The following is a 17,708-nucleotide window of genomic DNA, read 5'->3' as shown; positions in this document are numbered from 1 at the left end:
CCGCCACCGCGGCCTGAACCGGTCGAGCAAGCAATCCGGATTACTTGCCGTCCAGCCCGCCGTAAGACCTTACCAGCCGGACCATGTCGGCCGAATCGGCAGTCTCGCTCTCGAGCCCCTCGGCGACACCGACGCGGTCGGCGGCCGGGCGGTTCTGGCTGACTTTCCATTTGCCGCTGATTTCGGTGATTTCGATCTCCAGGCCGACGATGCCTTTGATCTGCGACTGGATGAAGGGTGCCGGCGCGTCGGTCACCGCCCACGGCGCCGAGCGGCTGCCCTCCTGCGACATCGTCAGATCGGAAATCTGCTCGGCCAGCCAATCCTGGTCTTCGATCACCGTGACGATGCCGCGCACCTGGACGATGGCGTAGTTCCAGGTCGGTACCACCTTGCCGGTTTCACGCTTGGTCTCGTACCAGGACGGCGTCACATAGGCATCGGCGCCCTGGAAGACGACCAGCACCCGCGCCAGGGGATTGTCGGCCAAAAGCCGCCATTGCGGATTGGCTTTGGCCAAATGGGCGCGAAGCCTGCCGTTCGGCGGCACATCCGCGTCTAGAAGAAAGGGAATCGCGTTGGCGACCGGCCCCTCGACGCCGTTCGACACCAGCAAGCCAAGCGGATGCGCCCGGATCAGCCCGTGCAGGACGTCCGGCCGGGTTTCCTGGAAGTGAGGCGGTTGGTACATCGCCGATTATCTCAGCCGCTTCGGCCGTGGGTCGGACAGTTCCCCGGCCAGCCGGCGATCCAGATAGTCCGCGCATTCCTCGATCAGAAGCTCCGCATGGTTGGCAAAGAAATGGTTGGCGCCGGGCAGGGTCTTCTGGGTGATGGTAATGCCCTTTTGCGTGTGCAGCTTGTCGACCAGGCCCTGCACGTCCTTGGGCGGCGCGACCTTGTCGGCGTCGCCGTGGATGATCAGGCCGGACGACGGGCATGGCGCCAGGAACGAGAAATCATAGGTATTGGGCTGCGGCGCGACCGAGATAAAGCCCTCGATCTCCGGCCGGCGCATCAGAAGCTGCATGCCGATCCACGAGCCGAACGAATAGCCGGCAACCCAGCAGCTCTTGGAATCCGGATGCAGCGACTGCACCCAGTCGAGCGCCGCGGCGGCGTCGGACAATTCGCCGGTGCCGTGGTCGAACTCGCCCTGGCTGCGGCCGATGCCGCGGAAATTGAAGCGCAGCGTGGTGAAATTGCGCTTCTGGAACATGTAGAAGAGGTCGTAGACGATCTTGTTGTTCATCGTCCCGCCGAACTGGGGGTGCGGGTGCAGGACGATGGCAATCGGCGCGCTCTTTTCCTTCGAGGGCTGATAACGACCCTCCAGGCGGCCGGCCGGACCGGTGAAAATGACCTCAGGCATGAAATACTCCACTTGGCATAAATTGCGCGGCGCCCGGAACAACTTTTCCTCTGGCCTTGACGCAGGGCGAGCGTCTTTCTAGAAGCTAGTTTAGAATTGTTCAAAACTGGGCGGCCAAAAATTGTGGCTCGGCCACCCGCGCCGCAAGCCGCGTAAATAGGACGTCTTGCCTTGCAATTTCAAGGAAATAACGCGCTATCTTCGCGGAACGGCTTTTGAAGGGACCAGTTGGACGGAAATGGCCGGAGCACGCGCCTACCTCGACTACAACGCCAGCGCGCCGCTGCTTGCCTCGGCGCGCGCGGCCGTGGTCGCTGCGCTCGACGTCGCCGCCAACCCGTCCTCGGTTCATGCCGAGGGCCGCGCTGCACGGCGGCTGATCGAGGACGCCAGGCGCGACGTGGCGCGACTGGTCAACGCCAGGGCCGAGCATGTCGTATTCACCTCCGGCGCGACGGAAGCGGCCTCGACGCTGCTGACGCCGGACTGGCAGATGGGGCGCGGCGCCGTCCGTATGAGCCGGCTCTATGTGTCCGAGGCCGATCATCCTTGCCTGCTGAACGGCGGGCGTTTCCCAGCGACGCAGGTGACACGGATCGGCGTCGACACCGACGGCGTCGTCAGGCTCGACGCCCTGGCGGCAGCGCTCGGTGCGCATGACAAGGCCGAAGGCTTGCCGCTGGTGGCCACCCACGCTGCCAACAATGAAACCGGCGTGATCCAGCCGGTTGGCCGCATTGCCGAAATCGTCAAGGCGGCGGGTGGCATCCTGGTGGTCGATGCGGTGCAGGCGGCCGGCCGCATTCCGCTCGATATGTCAGCGGGTTACGCAGACTATTTGATTCTCTCGTCGCACAAGATCGGCGGCTCAAAGGGCGTCGGCGCCATGGTCGCGGCGTCGGACCTGATGATGCCAAAGCCGCTGGTCAGCGGCGGTGGCCAGGAAAAAGGCCATCGCGGCGGCACCGAAAACCTGGCGGCGATTGCCGGGTTTGGTGCGGCGGCGCGAGAGGCGTCTGCCGGCTTGCAAACGATCGAAACGGTGCGGCAGCGTCGCGACGAAATCGAGGCGATCGTGAAAACGCTTGTTCCGGACGCCGAAATCTTCGGGACCGGCGCGCCAAGGCTTGCCAATACGACATTCTTCGCTATTGCCGGCATCAAGGCCGAGACGGCGCAGATTGCCTTCGACCTGGCCGGTGTGGCGCTGTCGGCTGGATCGGCCTGTTCGTCGGGCAAAGTAGGGCCGAGTCACGTGCTGAAAGCCATGGGTTATGGCGACAGCCTCGGCGCGTTGCGCGTGTCCGTCGGCCACGCGACCAGCGCTGAAGACATTGAGCTGTTCCGTTCGGCGCTGGCGACGATCGTCGCGCGCCAAGCCGGTAAGGAAAAGGCAAGCAGGGAACGAGCCGCCTGAGCGCGGCAGACGAAATGTAGGGCCTTGCGGCCTGGTAGAGCCGTGCGTTCGAATTTGGCCGGGTGAATTTCTGGCATGAACGCACTATATGAAACTTACGCCGCCTCGGGTGCCTGATGGGTGCTCGTTTGCGGTGCCATAGTTTGAAAACTGCCGGGCCTTGACCCCGGCGTGGATGGAGAACGCTGATGCCTGCTGTGCAGGAGACGATCGATCGAGTTCGAAAGATCGATGTCGACCAGTATAAATACGGATTCCAGACCGAAATCGCGATGGACAAGGCCCCCAAGGGCCTGAGCGAAGACATTATCCGCTTCATTTCGGCGAAGAAGGACGAGCCATCCTGGATGCTGGAATGGCGCCTGGAAGCCTATCGCCGCTGGGTGACGCTGGACGAGCCGAAATGGGCGCGCGTCCACTATCCTAAAATCGATTTCCAGGACCTCCACTATTACGCCGCGCCCAAGAGCACGCCGGGGCCGACTTCGCTCAGCGAGGTCGATCCCGAACTGCTGAAGGTCTATGAGAAGCTCGGCATTCCGCTCAGGGAACAGGAAATCCTCGCCGGCGTGCAGAAGACCGATGCGTCGGAGCTCGAGGAAGCCAGCGACAACGTCTACAAGTCGGGCCGCGTCGCCGTCGATGCGGTGTTCGATTCCGTCTCCGTCGTCACCACTTTCAAGAAGGAACTGGCGCAGGCCGGCGTCATCTTCTGCTCGATCTCGGAAGCCATCCGCGAGCATCCGGAGCTGGTGAAGAAGTATCTCGGCTCGGTCGTGCCGACCTCCGACAATTTCTACGCGACGCTGAATTCGGCCGTGTTCACCGACGGCTCCTTCGTCTTCGTGCCCAAGGGCGTGCGCTGCCCGATGGAACTGTCTACTTATTTCCGCATGAACGAGAAGAATACCGGCCAGTTCGAGCGCACGCTGATCATCGCCGAGGAGGGGGCTTACGTCTCTTACCTCGAAGGCTGCACGGCGCCGCAACGCGACGAGAACCAGCTTCATGCCGCGGTGGTCGAGCTGATCGCGCTCGATGATGCCGAGATCAAATATTCGACGGTGCAGAACTGGTATCCCGGCGACGCCGAGGGCAAGGGCGGTATCTACAATTTCGTCACCAAGCGCGGCGACTGCCGCGGCCATCGCTCGAAGATTTCGTGGACGCAGGTCGAGACCGGTTCGGCCATCACCTGGAAATATCCGAGCTGCATCCTGCGCGGCGACGATTCCAGCGGCGAGTTCTATTCGATTGCCGTGTCGAATGGTTATCAGCAGGTCGACAGCGGCACCAAGATGATCCATTTGGGCAAGAACACGTCGAGCCGCATCATCTCCAAGGGCATCGCCGCCGGCTACTCGCAGAACACCTATCGCGGCCAGGTCTCGGCGCACCGCAAGGCAACCAACGCCCGCAACTTCACCAACTGCGATTCCCTGCTGATCGGCGATCAGTGCGGCGCACACACCGTGCCCTACATGGAAGCCAAGAATTCGACCGCGCAGTTCGAGCACGAGGCCACCACCTCGAAGATTTCAGAGGACCAGAAGTTCTACGTCATGCAGCGCGGCATCCCCGAAGAAGAGGCGATCGCGCTGATCGTCAACGGCTTCGTCAAGGACGTCATCCAGCAGCTGCCGATGGAATTCGCGGTCGAGGCGCAGAAGCTGATCGGCATCAGCCTCGAGGGGAGCGTGGGGTGAGTGACGATGAGGCAGAGAACGGTCCGCCGTTGGTGGCACGCGTCCACCAGTTTGACAGGGATTCTGGTGAGCTACCCGACGACTATCGGGCTAAACTCGATGAGCGGATTTGCGGAGAATTGGCAACGTCGCTTGGCAACCACCTTCGGAGCTTTGCTGCCGAAAGCAAAGTCGCCGTCAGTATCGAAGTCGAAGCCAACCGAATTAGCGCTGGGCGCGAAGACGGCACGGAGTTGATGATCACAGTCTACGGCCATGAGATTTTTGAAATCACCAGGTGGCCGAATCCCGCCGACGCCGCCGAGGACGGAATTATGCGATTTGACTTGGCACCTGAACTTGAAAGCGACGTCGCCGTTACCCTAGCCCGGCGATATGTAGTTAACGGAACGATAGAGCAAGAGAATGCTTGAAATCAGAAACCTGCATGCCCGTATCGTCGACGACGGCACCGAGATCATCCGCGGCCTGAATCTTTCGGTGAAGGCCGGTGAGGTCGCCGCCATCATGGGGCCGAACGGCTCGGGAAAATCGACGCTGTCCTATATCCTTGCCGGGCGCGAGGATTATGAGGTCACCGAGGGCGACATCCTCTACAACGGCCAGTCGATCCTCGAAATGGAGCCCGCCGAGCGCGCAACCGCCGGCATCTTCCTCGCCTTCCAGTATCCGATGGAGATACCGGGCGTGGCGACGATGGAATTTTTGAAGGTTGCGATGAACGAGCAGCGCAAGGCGCGCGGCCAGGAGCCGCTGAAAATCCCGGAATTCCTCAAGCGCGTGAAGGAAGCGGCCGCCTCGCTCAACATGGACATGGCGATGCTGAAGCGGCCGCTCAATGTCGGCTTCTCCGGCGGCGAGAAGAAGCGTGCCGAGATCCTGCAGATGAAGCTGCTCGAGCCAAAGCTCTGCGTCCTCGACGAGACCGATTCCGGTCTCGATATCGACGCGCTGAAGATCGTCGCGGACGGCGTCAACACGCTGCGCTCGCCGGACCGCGCCATCGTCGTCATCACCCACTACCAGCGCCTGCTCCAATATATCGTGCCGGATACGGTGCACGTGCTCTACAGGGGCCAGGTGATCAAGTCGGGCGACAAGTCGCTGGCGCTCGACCTCGAGGCCAATGGCTATGCCGGCGTGATCGGGCAAGCCGCGTGAGATGCCAGCGAGCCTGGAAGGCAAGCCAAACAAGGCGATACTGATGAATATGCACACGACACCCCAGCGAACATTGGCCGAAACGGCGCTGATCGACGCCTTTGGCGAGCGGCTGTCGCTGCTGCCCGGCGACGGCGCGGTGATGCTGAAGCGCGACGACGCCATCGAGGCGATCAAGAGCGGCCTGCCGACGCGGCGCATCGAATCCTGGCATTATACGGACCTGCGCCGGCTGCTGACCTCGGTGCCGGACTTCGATCCGGCAGCGGTCGCGAAAGCCATTGCGCCGATCGTCGAAGGCTCCAGCGTTTTGCCGGTGCTGAACGGCGTTTCGAGCGCGAAATGGGCTGCTGTCGAGGGCGTCACGGTACAGCGCCTATCGGAGAAGCTGACCGACGGCAGCATCGCTCCGGGGTTGGATTCCTATGGCGCCGACGATGCCATCGGCGCGCTCAACACCGCTTTTGTCGCCGACGGCTATTTCGTCGACATCGCCGACGGTGCCCAACTGGACAAGCCGCTCGAATTGCAGAATTTGCAGGCCGGCGGACAGTCGCATGTGCGGCTGGCCGTCCGCGCCGGCGCCGGCGCCAAGTCTGTTATCGTCGAGCGCCAGGCAGGCGAGGGGGCGGCGCTGGTCAGTGCGGTCAGCCAGCTTGTGCTTGGCGAGGGCGCCGAAGTGACATGGCTCATTGTGCAGGAGCAGCCGGATACGGCGACGCATCTCGCCCAGTTCAAGGCGCATCTCGGCAAGAATTCGAAACTGACGCTGTTCGTCATGAATGCCGGCGGTAAGCTTGTCCGGCAGGAGGTCGTTGTGAAGACGACCGGCGAGGGCGCCGAATTCACCTTGCGCGGCATCAATCTGCTCGCCGGCGATACCCATACCGACGTCACCATGGTGCTCGACCACGCCGTACCGCATACGGCCTCGACGGAAGTCATCCGCAATGTGGTGACCGGCAAGGCGCGCGGCGTCTTCCAGGGCCGCATCAACGTCCATCAATATGCGCAGAAGACCAACGCCAAGATGGCCTGCAACACGCTGCTTTTGTCGGATGACGGCGAGTTCTCGACCAAGCCGGAGCTCGAAATCTTCGCCGACGACGTCGTCTGCGGCCATGGCGCGACCGTCACCGAGATCGACCACAGCCATCTGTTCTACCTGATGGCGCGCGGCGTCGACGAGAAGACCGCGCGCGGCTTGCTGGTCAAGGCCTTCGTCGCCGAAGTGATCGAGGAACTGGACGACGAGGCCATCGTCGAGGCGCTGGTAGCACGGCTCGACGATTGGTTTTTGACGCACGGGTAAAGTGGATGAGGGCCTGGCGCTTCGGCCAGCACCCCTCATCCGACCGAGCTTCGCTCGGCCACCTTCTCCCACAAGGGGAGAAGGAAACGCGCCTCTCCTTCTCCCCTTGTGGGAGAAGGTGGATTGGCGCGAAGCGCCAAGACGGATGAGGGGTGTTGGAAGGAACGCGGCAGCGCGGCAAGGACTTCGAGATGGACCAGAAAGTCGAAAACATCCCCTATGACGTCGAGGCGATCCGCCGCGACTTCCCGATCCTGTCGCGGCAAGTTTACGGCAAACCGTTGGTCTATCTCGACAATGGCGCCTCGGCGCAGAAACCACAGGCGGTGCTCGACGCTATCCAGCACGCCTATTCCCAGGAATATGCCAACGTCCATCGTGGCCTGCATTTCCTGTCGAATGCCGCGACCGACGCCTATGAGAAGGCTCGCGAGACGGTGCGCCGTTTCCTCAATGCGCCGAGCACCGACAATATCGTCTTCACCTCCAACACCACGGCGGCGATCAACACGGTTGCTTATGGTTTCGGCATGCCGAACATCGGCGAGGGCGACGAGATCGTGCTGTCGATCATGGAGCACCATTCCAACATCGTGCCGTGGCATTTCATCCGCGAGCGGCAGGGCGCCAAGCTGGTCTGGGTGCCGGTCGATGATCTCGGCGTCTTCCATATCGAGGAATTCGAGAAGCGGCTGACCGACCGCACCAGGCTGGTTGCCATCACCCATATGTCGAACGCGCTGGGCACGGTGACGCCGATCAAAGAGATCGTGCGCATTGCCCATGCCCGCGGCATTCCGGTGCTGGTCGACGGCAGCCAGAGCGCGGTGCATATGCCGATCGACGTGCAGGACCTCGACTGCGATTTCTTCGTCTTCACCGGCCACAAGGTCTATGGCCCGTCGGGCATCGGCGTGCTCTACGGCAAGAAGGATATTCTGGAGCGCATGCGCCCGTTCATGGGCGGCGGCGAGATGATCGAGGAGGTGACGCAGGACATCGTCACCTACAACGACCCGCCGCACCGTTTCGAGGCCGGCACGCCGCCGATCGTGCAGGCGATCGGGCTTGGTGCGGCGCTGGAATACATGGAAAAGGTCGGACGCGAGCGTATCGCCGCGCACGAGGCCGATCTGAAGGATTATGCGCATCAAAAACTGCGCGCCATCAACTCGCTGCGCATCTTCGGCGATGCCCCCGGCAAGGGTGCCATCATTTCCTTCGAGCTGCAGGGCATCCATGCCCATGACGTCTCGATGGTCATTGACCGGCAGGGCGTGGCGGTGCGCGCCGGCACCCATTGCGCGCAGCCGCTGTTGAAACGCTTCGGCGTAACATCCACATGCAGGGCATCGTTCGGCATGTATAATACCAGGGCCGAAGTCGATGCTTTGGCCGATGCGCTGGAAAAAGCGCGCAAGTTCTTCGGGTGACGATCATGGATGATGCCAGCCACACCGCCGAAAGCACGGCACTGGAAACGACGACCAATGCGGTGGTCTCCGGATCGGCCATTCCCGCCGACGAACTGGCGCGGCTGACCGACGACATCGTGTCGGCGCTGAAGACGGTCTACGACCCGGAAATCCCGGCCGACATCTACGAGCTCGGCCTCGTCTACAAGATCGACATCGAGGACGACCGCTCGGTCAAGATCGACATGACGCTGACCGCGCCGGGCTGCCCGGTGGCCGGCGAAATGCCGGGCTGGGTCGAAAACGCCGTCGGCGCCGTCGAAGGCGTCTCCGGCGTCGAGGTCAACATGACCTTCGACCCGCCCTGGTCGCCCGATCGCATGTCGGAAGAGGCGCAGGTGGCGGTGGGGTGGTACTAGCATCCGACCAGCCGGAGGCTGGCGCACTTGCGCCGGGTACAAAACTTCACCATTTTAGGTGAGCAATCATTCGGCAGGCCTTGAACCTGCAAGGAATGGAGAAGGAAAAAGAATGGGACGCTTCGCCGTCATCACCATGACCGAAAAGGCCGCCGACCGGGTGCGCGAGATCGTCGCGACCCGTGAGAACGCGCATGGCATTCGCCTTGGCATCAAGAAGGGCGGCTGCGCCGGCATGGAATATACGGTCGATCTGGTGACCGAGCCGAACACCAAGGACGATCATATCGAGCGCGATGGCGCCCATGTCTATGTCGCGCCGGAGGCGGCACTTTTCCTGTTCGGCACCGAGATGGACTTCGAGCAGACGACACTGCGAACCGGCTTCACCTTCCGCAATCCGAACCAGAGCTCGGCCTGCGGCTGCGGCGAATCGGTCGAATTGAAGCCGGCTGATCTGAAGGCACTGGCCGAGGCGCGCGAAGCAAGCGCGGCTTAGCGTCTCTGGTGATGAGTGCCGAGGCATATCGCTGGCGGTGTGCCTGTTGCGGTCAGGAATATACCGGGCTTCCAACAGATATGGCGTTCGGTGCGCCCGTGGACACGGACACGCTTGACGATGCCGCTCGAGCGACCTTTCGTAAGAATGAAGATTTCTGCGAGGTGCGCCGTGCGTCGGGGGTAACAGATCGGTTTGTTCGTTGCTTGCTGCCTCTGCCAGTGCCTCAGCTATCCAGCGAGTTCTGTTTCGGCGTATGGATGTCGGTCTCGGAAAAAAGCTGGGATCTATACCGAGATGGATATGACAGTGGCCAGTATGAAGAAGAACTCTGTTTTGGATATCTGATGCACAACATTCCTGAGTATCCCGGCTCGTTGCATCTGCATGCCAATGTTGTATTTCAGCCCGGTGATCAGCGTCCGAAGGTGTTTCTGCATGATGCAGATCATCCCTTGGTTGCGGCCCAACGCAGTGGGGTGGATGTGGCGCAGATAGAGCGCTGGGTGGCTCTCACGCACCGACCTAAGGCCGGGAGCAACTAATCCACCCACATCCCCGTTCGCTTGTGCCAGTCTGCGATCGACTCCTCCGGGTAGACATCGAAAACATTGTCGCCCTTGCCGATATCCGGCTCGACCCAGTTCGCCTTGTATTTCAGCATCAGATGCACCTTCTCCGGCGGCTTTGGCAGGTCTGTGTCGATCGCCGAGGCAAACGGATGCACCAGCTCCGGCCAGGTCGGATCGTAGAGCCAAAGTGCCGTCCCGCATTTCGTGCAGAAGTTCCGCTCGCCCGTCGAGGTCTCGCGTCGCGGGTGCTCGTCGTCCTCGATCTCGGCGCGGTAGACGCCGAGATGGCGCTTGCCCTGGATTTTCAGCGTCTCGTAATCGGCGCCGAGATTGATGGCAAAACCGCCACCGCCCTGCTGCTTGCGGCAGATCGAGCAGTAGCACAGCATGAATGGCACCGGCGTGTGGCTTTCCACCTCGAAACGTACGGCATTGCACCGGCAGGACCCTTTGAGCAGAAGCGGCATGAAAAACTCCGACGAAATTGATTCTGAACTTGTCAGGATGGTGCCGGTTGCGTCGATGACAAGGGGAAATCCGGGTGACATGATCGCCGCATGGACAACGAGCGCATAGAAGAGCTTTTCGAAGGCCTCGGCCCGGTCAGCATCCGCAAGCTGTTCGGCGGCAAGGGCATCTATTTCGACGGCGTCATCGTCGCCATCGTCATCCGTGGCGAATTGATGCTGAAGGCCGACGCCGAAAGCGCGCCCGATTTCGAAGCGGCCGGCTGCCGGCAATGGACCTATACCGGCTCGCGCCACGGCAAGCTCGTGTCGATGCCCTATTGGAGCGTTCCCGACAGCGCGTTCGACGATCCCGACGAGATGGCGATCTGGGCGCGTCGCGCCTACGAGGCAGGACGGCGCGCCGGCAAATAGGCTGCGTCATGCTTCGGCAATTCCGGGCCGCATTTCACGCCAGGTCCCGCGCCTCGGGCACGAGCGCCAGCGCTTCGGCAAAGCCAGCGCTGGTGAAGGCGGCACTCTCGACGACGAGCATCGCTGCGGCAATGCCTTCGCGCAGTGCCGCGCGCAGCGTCAGGCCGCGCAGCAGGGCAGCGATCGTGGCGCCTGCCAATGCGTCGCCGGCGCCGGCAGCATCGGTCCGCTTTTGCAGCGGCGGTGGCGAGATCGAGAACGCGCTCAATTCGTCGAAACCGAGCACTGGTTCGTCGCCGGCGGTGATCACGCCGCTTTTCAGCCCGGCGCGTCTCAGGCCGTCGACGATGCCTTGATCGATTTGGACGCCGGCGAGCACGCCGGCCTCGTGCCGGTTCATGAAGGCCATCGCCAGACGGTCGAGCACCGGCGTCAGCCGCGCCGCTTTGTTGGGCGAGACCGCAAGCGCAAACACCGGCTTGCCGGCGGCGAGTGCCGCCAGCCGCTCCAGCGCGGTCGACGGCAGGTTGGCGTCGCACAGCACCGCGTCGGCCGAACCGATCGCTTCCCGCACCTTGGCACGGCGGATCTGCTTGGGAAGCGCCAGCTCGTAGAGCACCATGTCGGCAAGGCCGGCGATCAGCCCGCCGCCGCTGTCGATCAGCATCGTATGGCTTGGCGTTGCTCGGTCGAGGAACACCGCCGACAGGTCGGCAACGCCGGCCTCGGTGACGGCGCGTAAAACCGTGTCGCCAAGGGCATCGCCGCCGCGCACCGAAAGCAGCGAGGCCGAGACGCCGCGGCGCACGGCACAGCGCAAGGCGTTGAAGACGGCGCCGCCGACATGCTCGCGCATCGTGCCCGGATTAGACGCTGCCGGCACGAAGGCGCCGGCAACCCGGCCGCGCCGCTCGATATAGGCGCCGCCCACGGCCAGGATCGTCGGGGATTTGATCATGCCGTCAAAATGCCCTTTAGCTGTTGCCCGGGGGGAGACTAGGTCGCCGGGCGGAACCCTGCAATCGCGGGTCCGATTCGGTTGGTGACGGCAACGGCGCCGCATGCGAGGCGAGACACATCGGAAGCAATAATTGCGAAACAAAAATAGAACAAATAGGGATATGCGTTATTTTTCAAACCCTTGGTGCTCATTGACAAATGAGAACAAATGAGGTACATTCTTTTAAGGATTGCGGGATTGTCCGGCCTCCATTGACGACCACGGGGTGATGTATCATGGCTCAGAATTCTTTGCGGCTTGTAGAGGACAAAGCGGTGGACAAATCAAAGGCTCTGGATGCGGCGCTGTCGCAAATCGAGCGTGCCTTCGGCAAGGGCTCGATCATGCGGCTCGGCGCGAACGAGCAGGTCGTCGAGATCGAAACGGTGCCGACCGGCTCGCTTGGGCTGGACATCGCGCTTGGCGTCGGCGGCCTGCCGCGCGGCCGCATCGTCGAGATCTACGGGCCGGAAAGCTCGGGCAAGACGACGCTGGCGCTGCACACGGTGGCCGAAGCCCAGAAGAAGGGCGGCATCTGCGCCTTCGTCGATGCCGAGCACGCGCTCGACCCGGTCTATGCCCGCAAGCTCGGCGTCGATCTCGAAAACCTGCTGATCTCGCAGCCCGATACCGGCGAGCAGGCGCTGGAGATCTGCGACACGCTGGTGCGCTCCGGCGCCATCGACGTGCTGGTGGTCGATTCGGTGGCGGCGTTGACGCCGCGGGCGGAAATCGAAGGCGAGATGGGCGATTCGCTGCCCGGCCTGCAGGCCCGCCTGATGAGCCAGGCACTGCGCAAGCTCACCGCCTCGATCTCGCGCTCCAACACCATGGTCATCTTCATCAACCAGATCCGCATGAAGATCGGCGTCATGTTTGGTTCGCCCGAGACGACGACCGGCGGCAATGCGTTGAAATTCTATGCCTCGGTCCGCCTCGACATCCGCCGCATCGGCTCGGTCAAGGATCGCGACGAGGTCGTCGGCAACCAGACCCGCGTCAAGGTCGTCAAGAACAAGCTGGCGCCGCCCTTCAAGGTGGTCGAGTTCGACATCATGTATGGCGAGGGCGTCTCCAAGACCGGCGAGCTGGTCGATCTCGGCGTCAAGGCGGGCGTGGTCGAAAAGTCGGGCGCCTGGTTCTCCTACAATTCGCAGCGTCTTGGCCAGGGCCGCGAAAACGCAAAACTGTTCCTGCGCGACAATCCCGACACGGCGCGCGAGATCGAGCTGGCGCTACGGCAGAATGCCGGACTGATCGCTGAGAAATTCCTTGAGAACGGCGGCTCCGAAAGCAGCGACGACGGTTTCGAGGACGACGCTGGGGTGATGTAGGGCAAGCGACGCCTCGCTGAGCCTCAGCCAGGTTTCGATTTGATGTTTTGATTTTGAGTTTGCGTAATCGATGCGTTTCGAACCGCCGGCCCAGGGCCGGCGGTTCGCGTTTGACGGCGAGGCAGACGCATTTCAAGGCGCTGGTGAAAGCCGGGATTTGAGCCCATTTGGTGTTTCTGGACAGGCTGCGGTGCGACCGCTAAAAGGCCATGTCTATTTTCCGCCGGCAGCCGGCGGTTCTCTCGAAAAGGCAGTATTCATGAGTGGCGTCAACGAGATCCGGTCGGCATTTCTCGACTATTTTCGCAAGGAAGGTCACGAGGTCGTCGCGTCAAGCCCGCTGGTGCCGCGCAATGACCCGACGCTGATGTTCACCAATGCCGGCATGGTGCAGTTCAAGAACGTTTTCACCGGTCTGGAGAAGCGGCCCTATTCGCGCGCCACGACCGCCCAGAAGAGTGTTCGCGCCGGCGGCAAGCACAACGACCTCGACAATGTCGGCTACACCGCGCGCCACCTGACCTTCTTCGAGATGCTCGGCAATTTCTCCTTCGGCGACTATTTCAAGGAGCGGGCCATAGAGCTTGCCTGGAACCTGATCACCAGGGAGTTCGGGCTGAAGAAGGACAAGCTGCTGGTCACCGTCTACCACACCGACGACGAGGCGGCCTCGTACTGGAAGAAGATCGCCGGCCTTTCGGACGATCGCATCATCCGCATCGCGACTTCGGACAATTTCTGGGCGATGGGCGACACCGGGCCTTGCGGGCCGTGTTCGGAGATATTCATCGACCGTGGCGAGCATATCTGGGGCGGCCCTCCCGGCAGCCCCGAGGAGGATGGCGACCGTTTCCTTGAATTCTGGAACCTGGTGTTCATGCAGTACGAACAGGTGACGAAGGACGAGCGCGTCGACCTGCCGCGTCCGTCGATCGACACAGGCATGGGCCTCGAGCGCATGGCATCCATCCTGCAAGGGGTTGAAAGCGTCTTCGAAACCGACCTGTTCCGCCACCTGATCGACGCTGCGTCGTCGGCGCTTGGCAAAAGTCCGGATGCGGGCACCGTCGCATCGTTCCGCGTCATCGCCGACCATTTGCGTTCGTCCTGCTTCCTGGTCGCCGACGGCGTGCTGCCGTCCAACGAAGGACGCGGCTACGTGCTTCGTCGCATCATGCGCCGCGCCATGCGCCACGCGCAGTTGCTCGGCGCCCGCGATCCGCTGATGTGGCGCCTGGTGCCGGCACTGGTCCGCGAGATGGGCCAAGCCTACCCGGAACTGGTGCGCGGCGAACAGATGATCACCGAAACGCTGAAGCTTGAGGAAACTCGTTTCCGCAAGACGCTGGTGCGCGGCTTGGGCTTGCTTTCCGAGGCGACGGAAAAGCTGGCCTCCGGCGACATGCTGGATGGCGAGACAGCGTTCAAGCTCTACGACACCTATGGCTTTCCGCTCGATCTGACGCAGGATGCGCTGCGCCAGCGCAACATCTCGGTCAACCTTGCCGGCTTCACCGAGGCGATGGAGCGGCAGAAGGCGGAGGCGCGCAAAAGCTGGGCTGGTTCCGGTGAGGCCGCAACCGAGACGATATGGTTCGCGGTGCGTGAGGAGACCGGCGCCACCGAATTCCTGGGTTATGAGACCGAGCAGGCCGAAGGCCTCATCCAGGCGCTGGTCAAGGACGGCAAAACCGTCGACAGCGCCGGCAAGGGTGACGCCGTTGCCGTGGTTGTCAACCAGACGCCGTTCTATGGCGAGTCCGGTGGCCAGATGGGCGATACCGGCGTCATTTCGGGCGACGGGTTCTCGATCGAGATATCCGATACCCAGAAGAAGGCCGATGGGCTTTTCGTCCATCTCGGCAAGGTGGCTAACGGCACGGTCAAGACGGGCGCGACCGTCGAGCTGAAGGTGGACCACGCGCGTCGCACCAGGCTGCGCGCGAACCATTCCGCCACGCATCTGATCCATGAGGCGCTGCGCGAGGTGCTGGGTACCCATGTGGCGCAGAAGGGCTCGCTGGTTGCGCCCGAGCGTCTGCGCTTCGACATCTCCCACAACAAGCCGATCTCGCATGACGAGCTCGAAGAGGTAGAGCGCATGGCGAACGAGATCGTCGTTCAGAACGGCCCTGTAACCACGCGGCTGATGTCTGTCGACGACGCCATTGCCGAAGGCGCCATGGCGCTGTTTGGCGAGAAATATGGCGATGAAGTGCGCGTCGTTTCGATGGGCACGGGCTTGCATGGCGCCAAGGCCAACCGGCCTTATTCGGTCGAGCTATGCGGCGGCACGCATGTCAGGGCGACCGGCGATATCGGCCTGGTGCGCATCCTGTCCGACAGCGCGGTCGCTGCCGGCGTGCGCCGCATCGAGGCGTTGACCGGCGAGGCGGCCAGAAAGCATCTCGACGAACAGGACAAGCGGTTGAAGGCGGCCGCCGCCGCGCTGAGGATTTCGGTGGCCGATGTGCCGGCTCGCGTCGAGGCGCTGCTGGACGAACGCAAGAAGCTCGAAAAGGAGCTGACAGAGGCGCGCAAGAAGCTGGCGCTGGGCGATCGCTCGCCAGCCGGTGTGCCTGCGGAAAACGAAACCATTGCCGGTGTCGGTTTTCTCGGCAAGGCGGTATCGGGCGTCTCGCCAAAGGATCTTAAGCCGTTGGCCGATGCCGGCAAGAAGTCCCTCGGCTCCGGCATCGTCGTCTTTGTCGGCGCCGGCGAGGACAACAAGGCAAGCGTCGTCGTCGCCGTCACCGATGATCTGACCGGCCGCTTCAGCGCCATCGATCTGGTGCGCGTCGCCTCCGCGGCATTGGGCGGGCAGGGCGGCGGCGGGCGACCCGACATGGCTCAGGCCGGCGGCCCGGACGCCTCGAAGGCCGAAGACGCGATCGCTGCGGTGAAGGCGGCTCTCGAAGCGGCGTGAACCTGCACCGGGGCGGCACGGCCGAAATGGCGTGCCGCCCAGCGGATATCTTTGAGGGCCGATATGCCGACGCTGACGATGTATCAGGTCGATGCCTTTGCCGAACGGGCCTTCCAGGGTAACCCTGCCGCCGTTCTCCTTTTAGAGGAATGGCTATCGGAGCAGGTAATGCAGGCCATCGCCAACGAAAACAATCTTCCTGAAACCGCGTTTGTGCGGCCGAATGGCAAAGGTTGGGATTTGCGCTGGTTCACGCCGGTCCATGAAGTCGACTTCTGCGGCCACGCCACTCTTGCGGCCGCCCATGTGCTGGCTACGGAATACAATGGTCAGGGCGAAATGGCCTTCGCCACTCGGGTCGGCGAGCTGCGGGTTTCCCGGTGGGAAGGGGGCTATCAGCTCGATCTGCCTTGTTTTCCGCCGCAGCCCGTCGAGGAAGAGCTGAACTCGGCGCTGCAAGCGATATTGCCTCAGCGGCCGGTTGCGAGCTTCCGCAATTTCGAGAACCTGTTTGTCGAGCTTGCCGACGAGACAACCGTGCGATCTTTCGTTCCCGATCTGCTCAGGATCGGACGTTTTCATCCTCTCGGCCTGGTTATTACCGCGCCTGGGCGAGCCCACGATTTCGTCTCCCGTTACTTCGTGCCTGGGGCGGGCATTCCCGAGGATCCGGTAACCGGCTCCATTCATGCGACGCTGGTGCCTTACTGGTCTGAAAAACTCGGCAAGACGCATCTGTCGGCATTCCAATGCTCGCAGCGCGGCGGGCATTTGCTATGCGAACTGGCCGGAGATCGCGTGCTGATCACAGGCCGTGCGAAGACCTTCATGAAGGCGGAGATCTACCTTCCCGATTAAGCGGCTTGGCTCCGGTTCCTCGCCCCCACGAAGTGGGGGAGAGGTGGCCGCGAAGCGGCCGGAGAGGGGGCCTGCGCAATCAAAAGGCGCTTTAGGAATGCGCCGATTTCCCCTCTCCGTCTCGGCTTCGCCGAGCCACCTCTCCCCGCAAGCGGGGCGAGGAACCCAGGTCGTGCGAAGTTGCCGCGCCTCGCGGCGGTTTCACCCTGCCTTTTCGGTTTTCGCAAAACTCGCGCGTTGAGTGATGCGCGCATACCAATCCCGAATCTCGGCAAACTCGGCCAGCAGGGCTTGTCCCTCGGCGACCTTGACGAAATAGCCGATGATCGGTGCGGCGTGCAGGTCGGCCAGCGTCAGGTCCGTTCCCAACAGCCAAGGCCCTTCGGCTTTCAGCGAAGAGAGCGCCTGCAATGCCGTTCTTGCCTGCCGCAACCCGTTGGCGATCACCGCTTCGTTGGGCGGCGTTGTTTCCAGCCGCTCGACAGCGACATCCCAGACCATGGTCCTGTAGGCATAGGCGTCGAGCAGGCCGGTGATCTGGTTCATGCGTGCTCGAGGCCGGGCTTCGACCGGTTGCAGCGCCGGGCCGCCAAAGGCTTCGTCGACATAACGGGCAATCGCGCCGGTCTCGTAGAGGCGAAAGCCGTCATGCTCGAAGGCCGGGATGCGGCCGAACGGCTGGTGCTCGAAATACCAGCCGGGAATGCCGTCCGCGGCAAAGATGTCGACGGGCACGAGCTCGTAGCCGGCGCCCTTTTCCTCCAGCACCAGCTGGACGATGCGCACATAGACGCTGTAGTCCGCGCCGTAGACGACTGGCTTGCCCATGCTGGTTG

The 17,708-nt window shown here is 62.6% G+C and carries 18 protein-coding genes; 13 read left to right on the top strand and 5 right to left on the bottom strand.

Annotated features, from left to right (window positions below):
• Positions 1 to 40: 40 nt before the first annotated feature.
• A complete protein-coding gene (locus tag NKI97_RS14860) occupies positions 41 to 691 on the bottom strand; it encodes an FMN-binding negative transcriptional regulator (RefSeq protein WP_352834900.1) in 651 nt (216 codons plus the stop codon).
• A 6-nt stretch (positions 692 to 697) separates the two neighbouring features.
• A complete protein-coding gene (locus NKI97_RS14855; protein WP_023674683.1) occupies positions 698 to 1,372 on the bottom strand; it encodes an alpha/beta hydrolase in 675 nt (224 codons plus the stop codon).
• Between the two features lie 238 nt (positions 1,373 to 1,610).
• On the opposite strand from NKI97_RS14855, the gene NKI97_RS14850 reads away from it, so the two are divergent.
• The 9 genes from NKI97_RS14850 (at position 1,611) to NKI97_RS14810 (ending at position 9,846) form a co-directional block, all read left to right on the top strand.
• Entirely contained in the window at positions 1,611 to 2,789 is a 1,179-nt protein-coding gene (locus tag NKI97_RS14850) for a cysteine desulfurase family protein (protein ID WP_352834898.1), read from the top strand.
• A gap of 188 nt (positions 2,790 to 2,977) precedes the next feature.
• On the top strand, positions 2,978 to 4,495 hold the full coding sequence (gene sufB / locus NKI97_RS14845; RefSeq protein ID WP_352681967.1) for a Fe-S cluster assembly protein SufB: 1,518 nt from the start codon (positions 2,978 to 2,980) through the stop codon (positions 4,493 to 4,495).
• Positions 4,492 to 4,908, top strand: a complete 417-nt coding sequence (locus tag NKI97_RS14840) for a hypothetical protein (protein WP_352834895.1) — start codon at positions 4,492 to 4,494, stop codon at positions 4,906 to 4,908. Before sufB ends, NKI97_RS14840 begins: the two co-directional genes overlap by 4 nt.
• Positions 4,901 to 5,656, top strand: coding sequence for a Fe-S cluster assembly ATPase SufC (sufC, locus tag NKI97_RS14835; protein ID WP_352834893.1), 756 nt, complete (start codon positions 4,901 to 4,903; stop codon positions 5,654 to 5,656). Before NKI97_RS14840 ends, sufC begins: the two co-directional genes overlap by 8 nt.
• Positions 5,657 to 5,699: 43 nt before the next feature.
• Positions 5,700 to 6,968, top strand: a complete 1,269-nt coding sequence (sufD, locus tag NKI97_RS14830) for a Fe-S cluster assembly protein SufD (RefSeq protein ID WP_352834891.1) — start codon at positions 5,700 to 5,702, stop codon at positions 6,966 to 6,968.
• Positions 6,969 to 7,159: 191 nt separating this feature from the next.
• A complete protein-coding gene (locus NKI97_RS14825; protein ID WP_352702510.1) occupies positions 7,160 to 8,401 on the top strand; it encodes a cysteine desulfurase in 1,242 nt (413 codons plus the stop codon).
• Positions 8,402 to 8,406: 5 nt separating this feature from the next.
• Positions 8,407 to 8,802, top strand: a complete 396-nt coding sequence (locus NKI97_RS14820; RefSeq protein ID WP_352637797.1) for an SUF system Fe-S cluster assembly protein — start codon at positions 8,407 to 8,409, stop codon at positions 8,800 to 8,802.
• Positions 8,803 to 8,914: 112 nt separating this feature from the next.
• Positions 8,915 to 9,301, top strand: coding sequence for a Fe-S cluster assembly scaffold SufA (gene sufA / locus NKI97_RS14815; protein ID WP_352474720.1), 387 nt, complete (start codon positions 8,915 to 8,917; stop codon positions 9,299 to 9,301).
• Positions 9,302 to 9,312: 11 nt separating this feature from the next.
• Positions 9,313 to 9,846: a DUF2199 domain-containing protein gene (locus tag NKI97_RS14810; protein ID WP_352474721.1), complete on the top strand. Its 534-nt coding sequence runs from the start codon at positions 9,313 to 9,315 to the stop codon at positions 9,844 to 9,846.
• On the opposite strand, the gene NKI97_RS14805 is transcribed toward NKI97_RS14810, so the two are convergent.
• A complete protein-coding gene (locus tag NKI97_RS14805) occupies positions 9,843 to 10,340 on the bottom strand; it encodes a GFA family protein (protein ID WP_352834888.1) in 498 nt (165 codons plus the stop codon). The two genes, NKI97_RS14810 and NKI97_RS14805, sit on opposite strands and share 4 nt — an antisense overlap.
• A gap of 90 nt (positions 10,341 to 10,430) precedes the next feature.
• On the opposite strand from NKI97_RS14805, the gene NKI97_RS14800 reads away from it, so the two are divergent.
• Positions 10,431 to 10,754, top strand: a complete 324-nt coding sequence (locus NKI97_RS14800) for a TfoX/Sxy family protein (protein ID WP_023717364.1) — start codon at positions 10,431 to 10,433, stop codon at positions 10,752 to 10,754.
• A 34-nt stretch (positions 10,755 to 10,788) separates the two neighbouring features.
• Here NKI97_RS14800 and NKI97_RS14795 read toward each other — a convergent pair whose 3' ends face one another.
• The gene (locus tag NKI97_RS14795) at positions 10,789 to 11,712 is read right to left on the bottom strand and encodes a PfkB family carbohydrate kinase (RefSeq protein ID WP_352834885.1); all 924 of its coding nucleotides are present in this window, start codon (positions 11,710 to 11,712) and stop codon (positions 10,789 to 10,791) included.
• 278 nt (positions 11,713 to 11,990) lie between these two features.
• Between NKI97_RS14795 and recA the strand changes: the two genes are divergently transcribed.
• From recA to NKI97_RS14780, 3 genes are all read left to right on the top strand, one after another.
• On the top strand, positions 11,991 to 13,088 hold the full coding sequence (gene recA, locus NKI97_RS14790; protein ID WP_023674696.1) for a recombinase RecA: 1,098 nt from the start codon (positions 11,991 to 11,993) through the stop codon (positions 13,086 to 13,088).
• Between the two features lie 259 nt (positions 13,089 to 13,347).
• The gene (gene alaS, locus NKI97_RS14785; RefSeq protein WP_352835128.1) at positions 13,348 to 16,014 is read left to right on the top strand and encodes an alanine--tRNA ligase; all 2,667 of its coding nucleotides are present in this window, start codon (positions 13,348 to 13,350) and stop codon (positions 16,012 to 16,014) included.
• 63 nt (positions 16,015 to 16,077) lie between these two features.
• Positions 16,078 to 16,872: a PhzF family phenazine biosynthesis protein gene (locus tag NKI97_RS14780; protein ID WP_352834882.1), complete on the top strand. Its 795-nt coding sequence runs from the start codon at positions 16,078 to 16,080 to the stop codon at positions 16,870 to 16,872.
• Between the two features lie 201 nt (positions 16,873 to 17,073).
• Here the strand turns inward: NKI97_RS14780 and NKI97_RS14775 are convergent, their stop codons facing one another.
• Positions 17,074 to 17,700 (bottom strand): glutathione S-transferase family protein, encoded by a 627-nt coding sequence (locus NKI97_RS14775; protein ID WP_352834880.1) that lies wholly within the window; start codon positions 17,698 to 17,700, stop codon positions 17,074 to 17,076.
• Between the last annotated feature and the right edge of the window lie 8 nt (positions 17,701 to 17,708).

Source organism: Mesorhizobium sp. M0296 (assembly GCF_040321675.1).
Lineage (GTDB): Bacteria > Pseudomonadota > Alphaproteobacteria > Rhizobiales > Rhizobiaceae > Mesorhizobium.
Note: the sequence above shows the minus strand (reverse complement) of the source record. Positions and strands in the feature narration are given on the sequence as shown.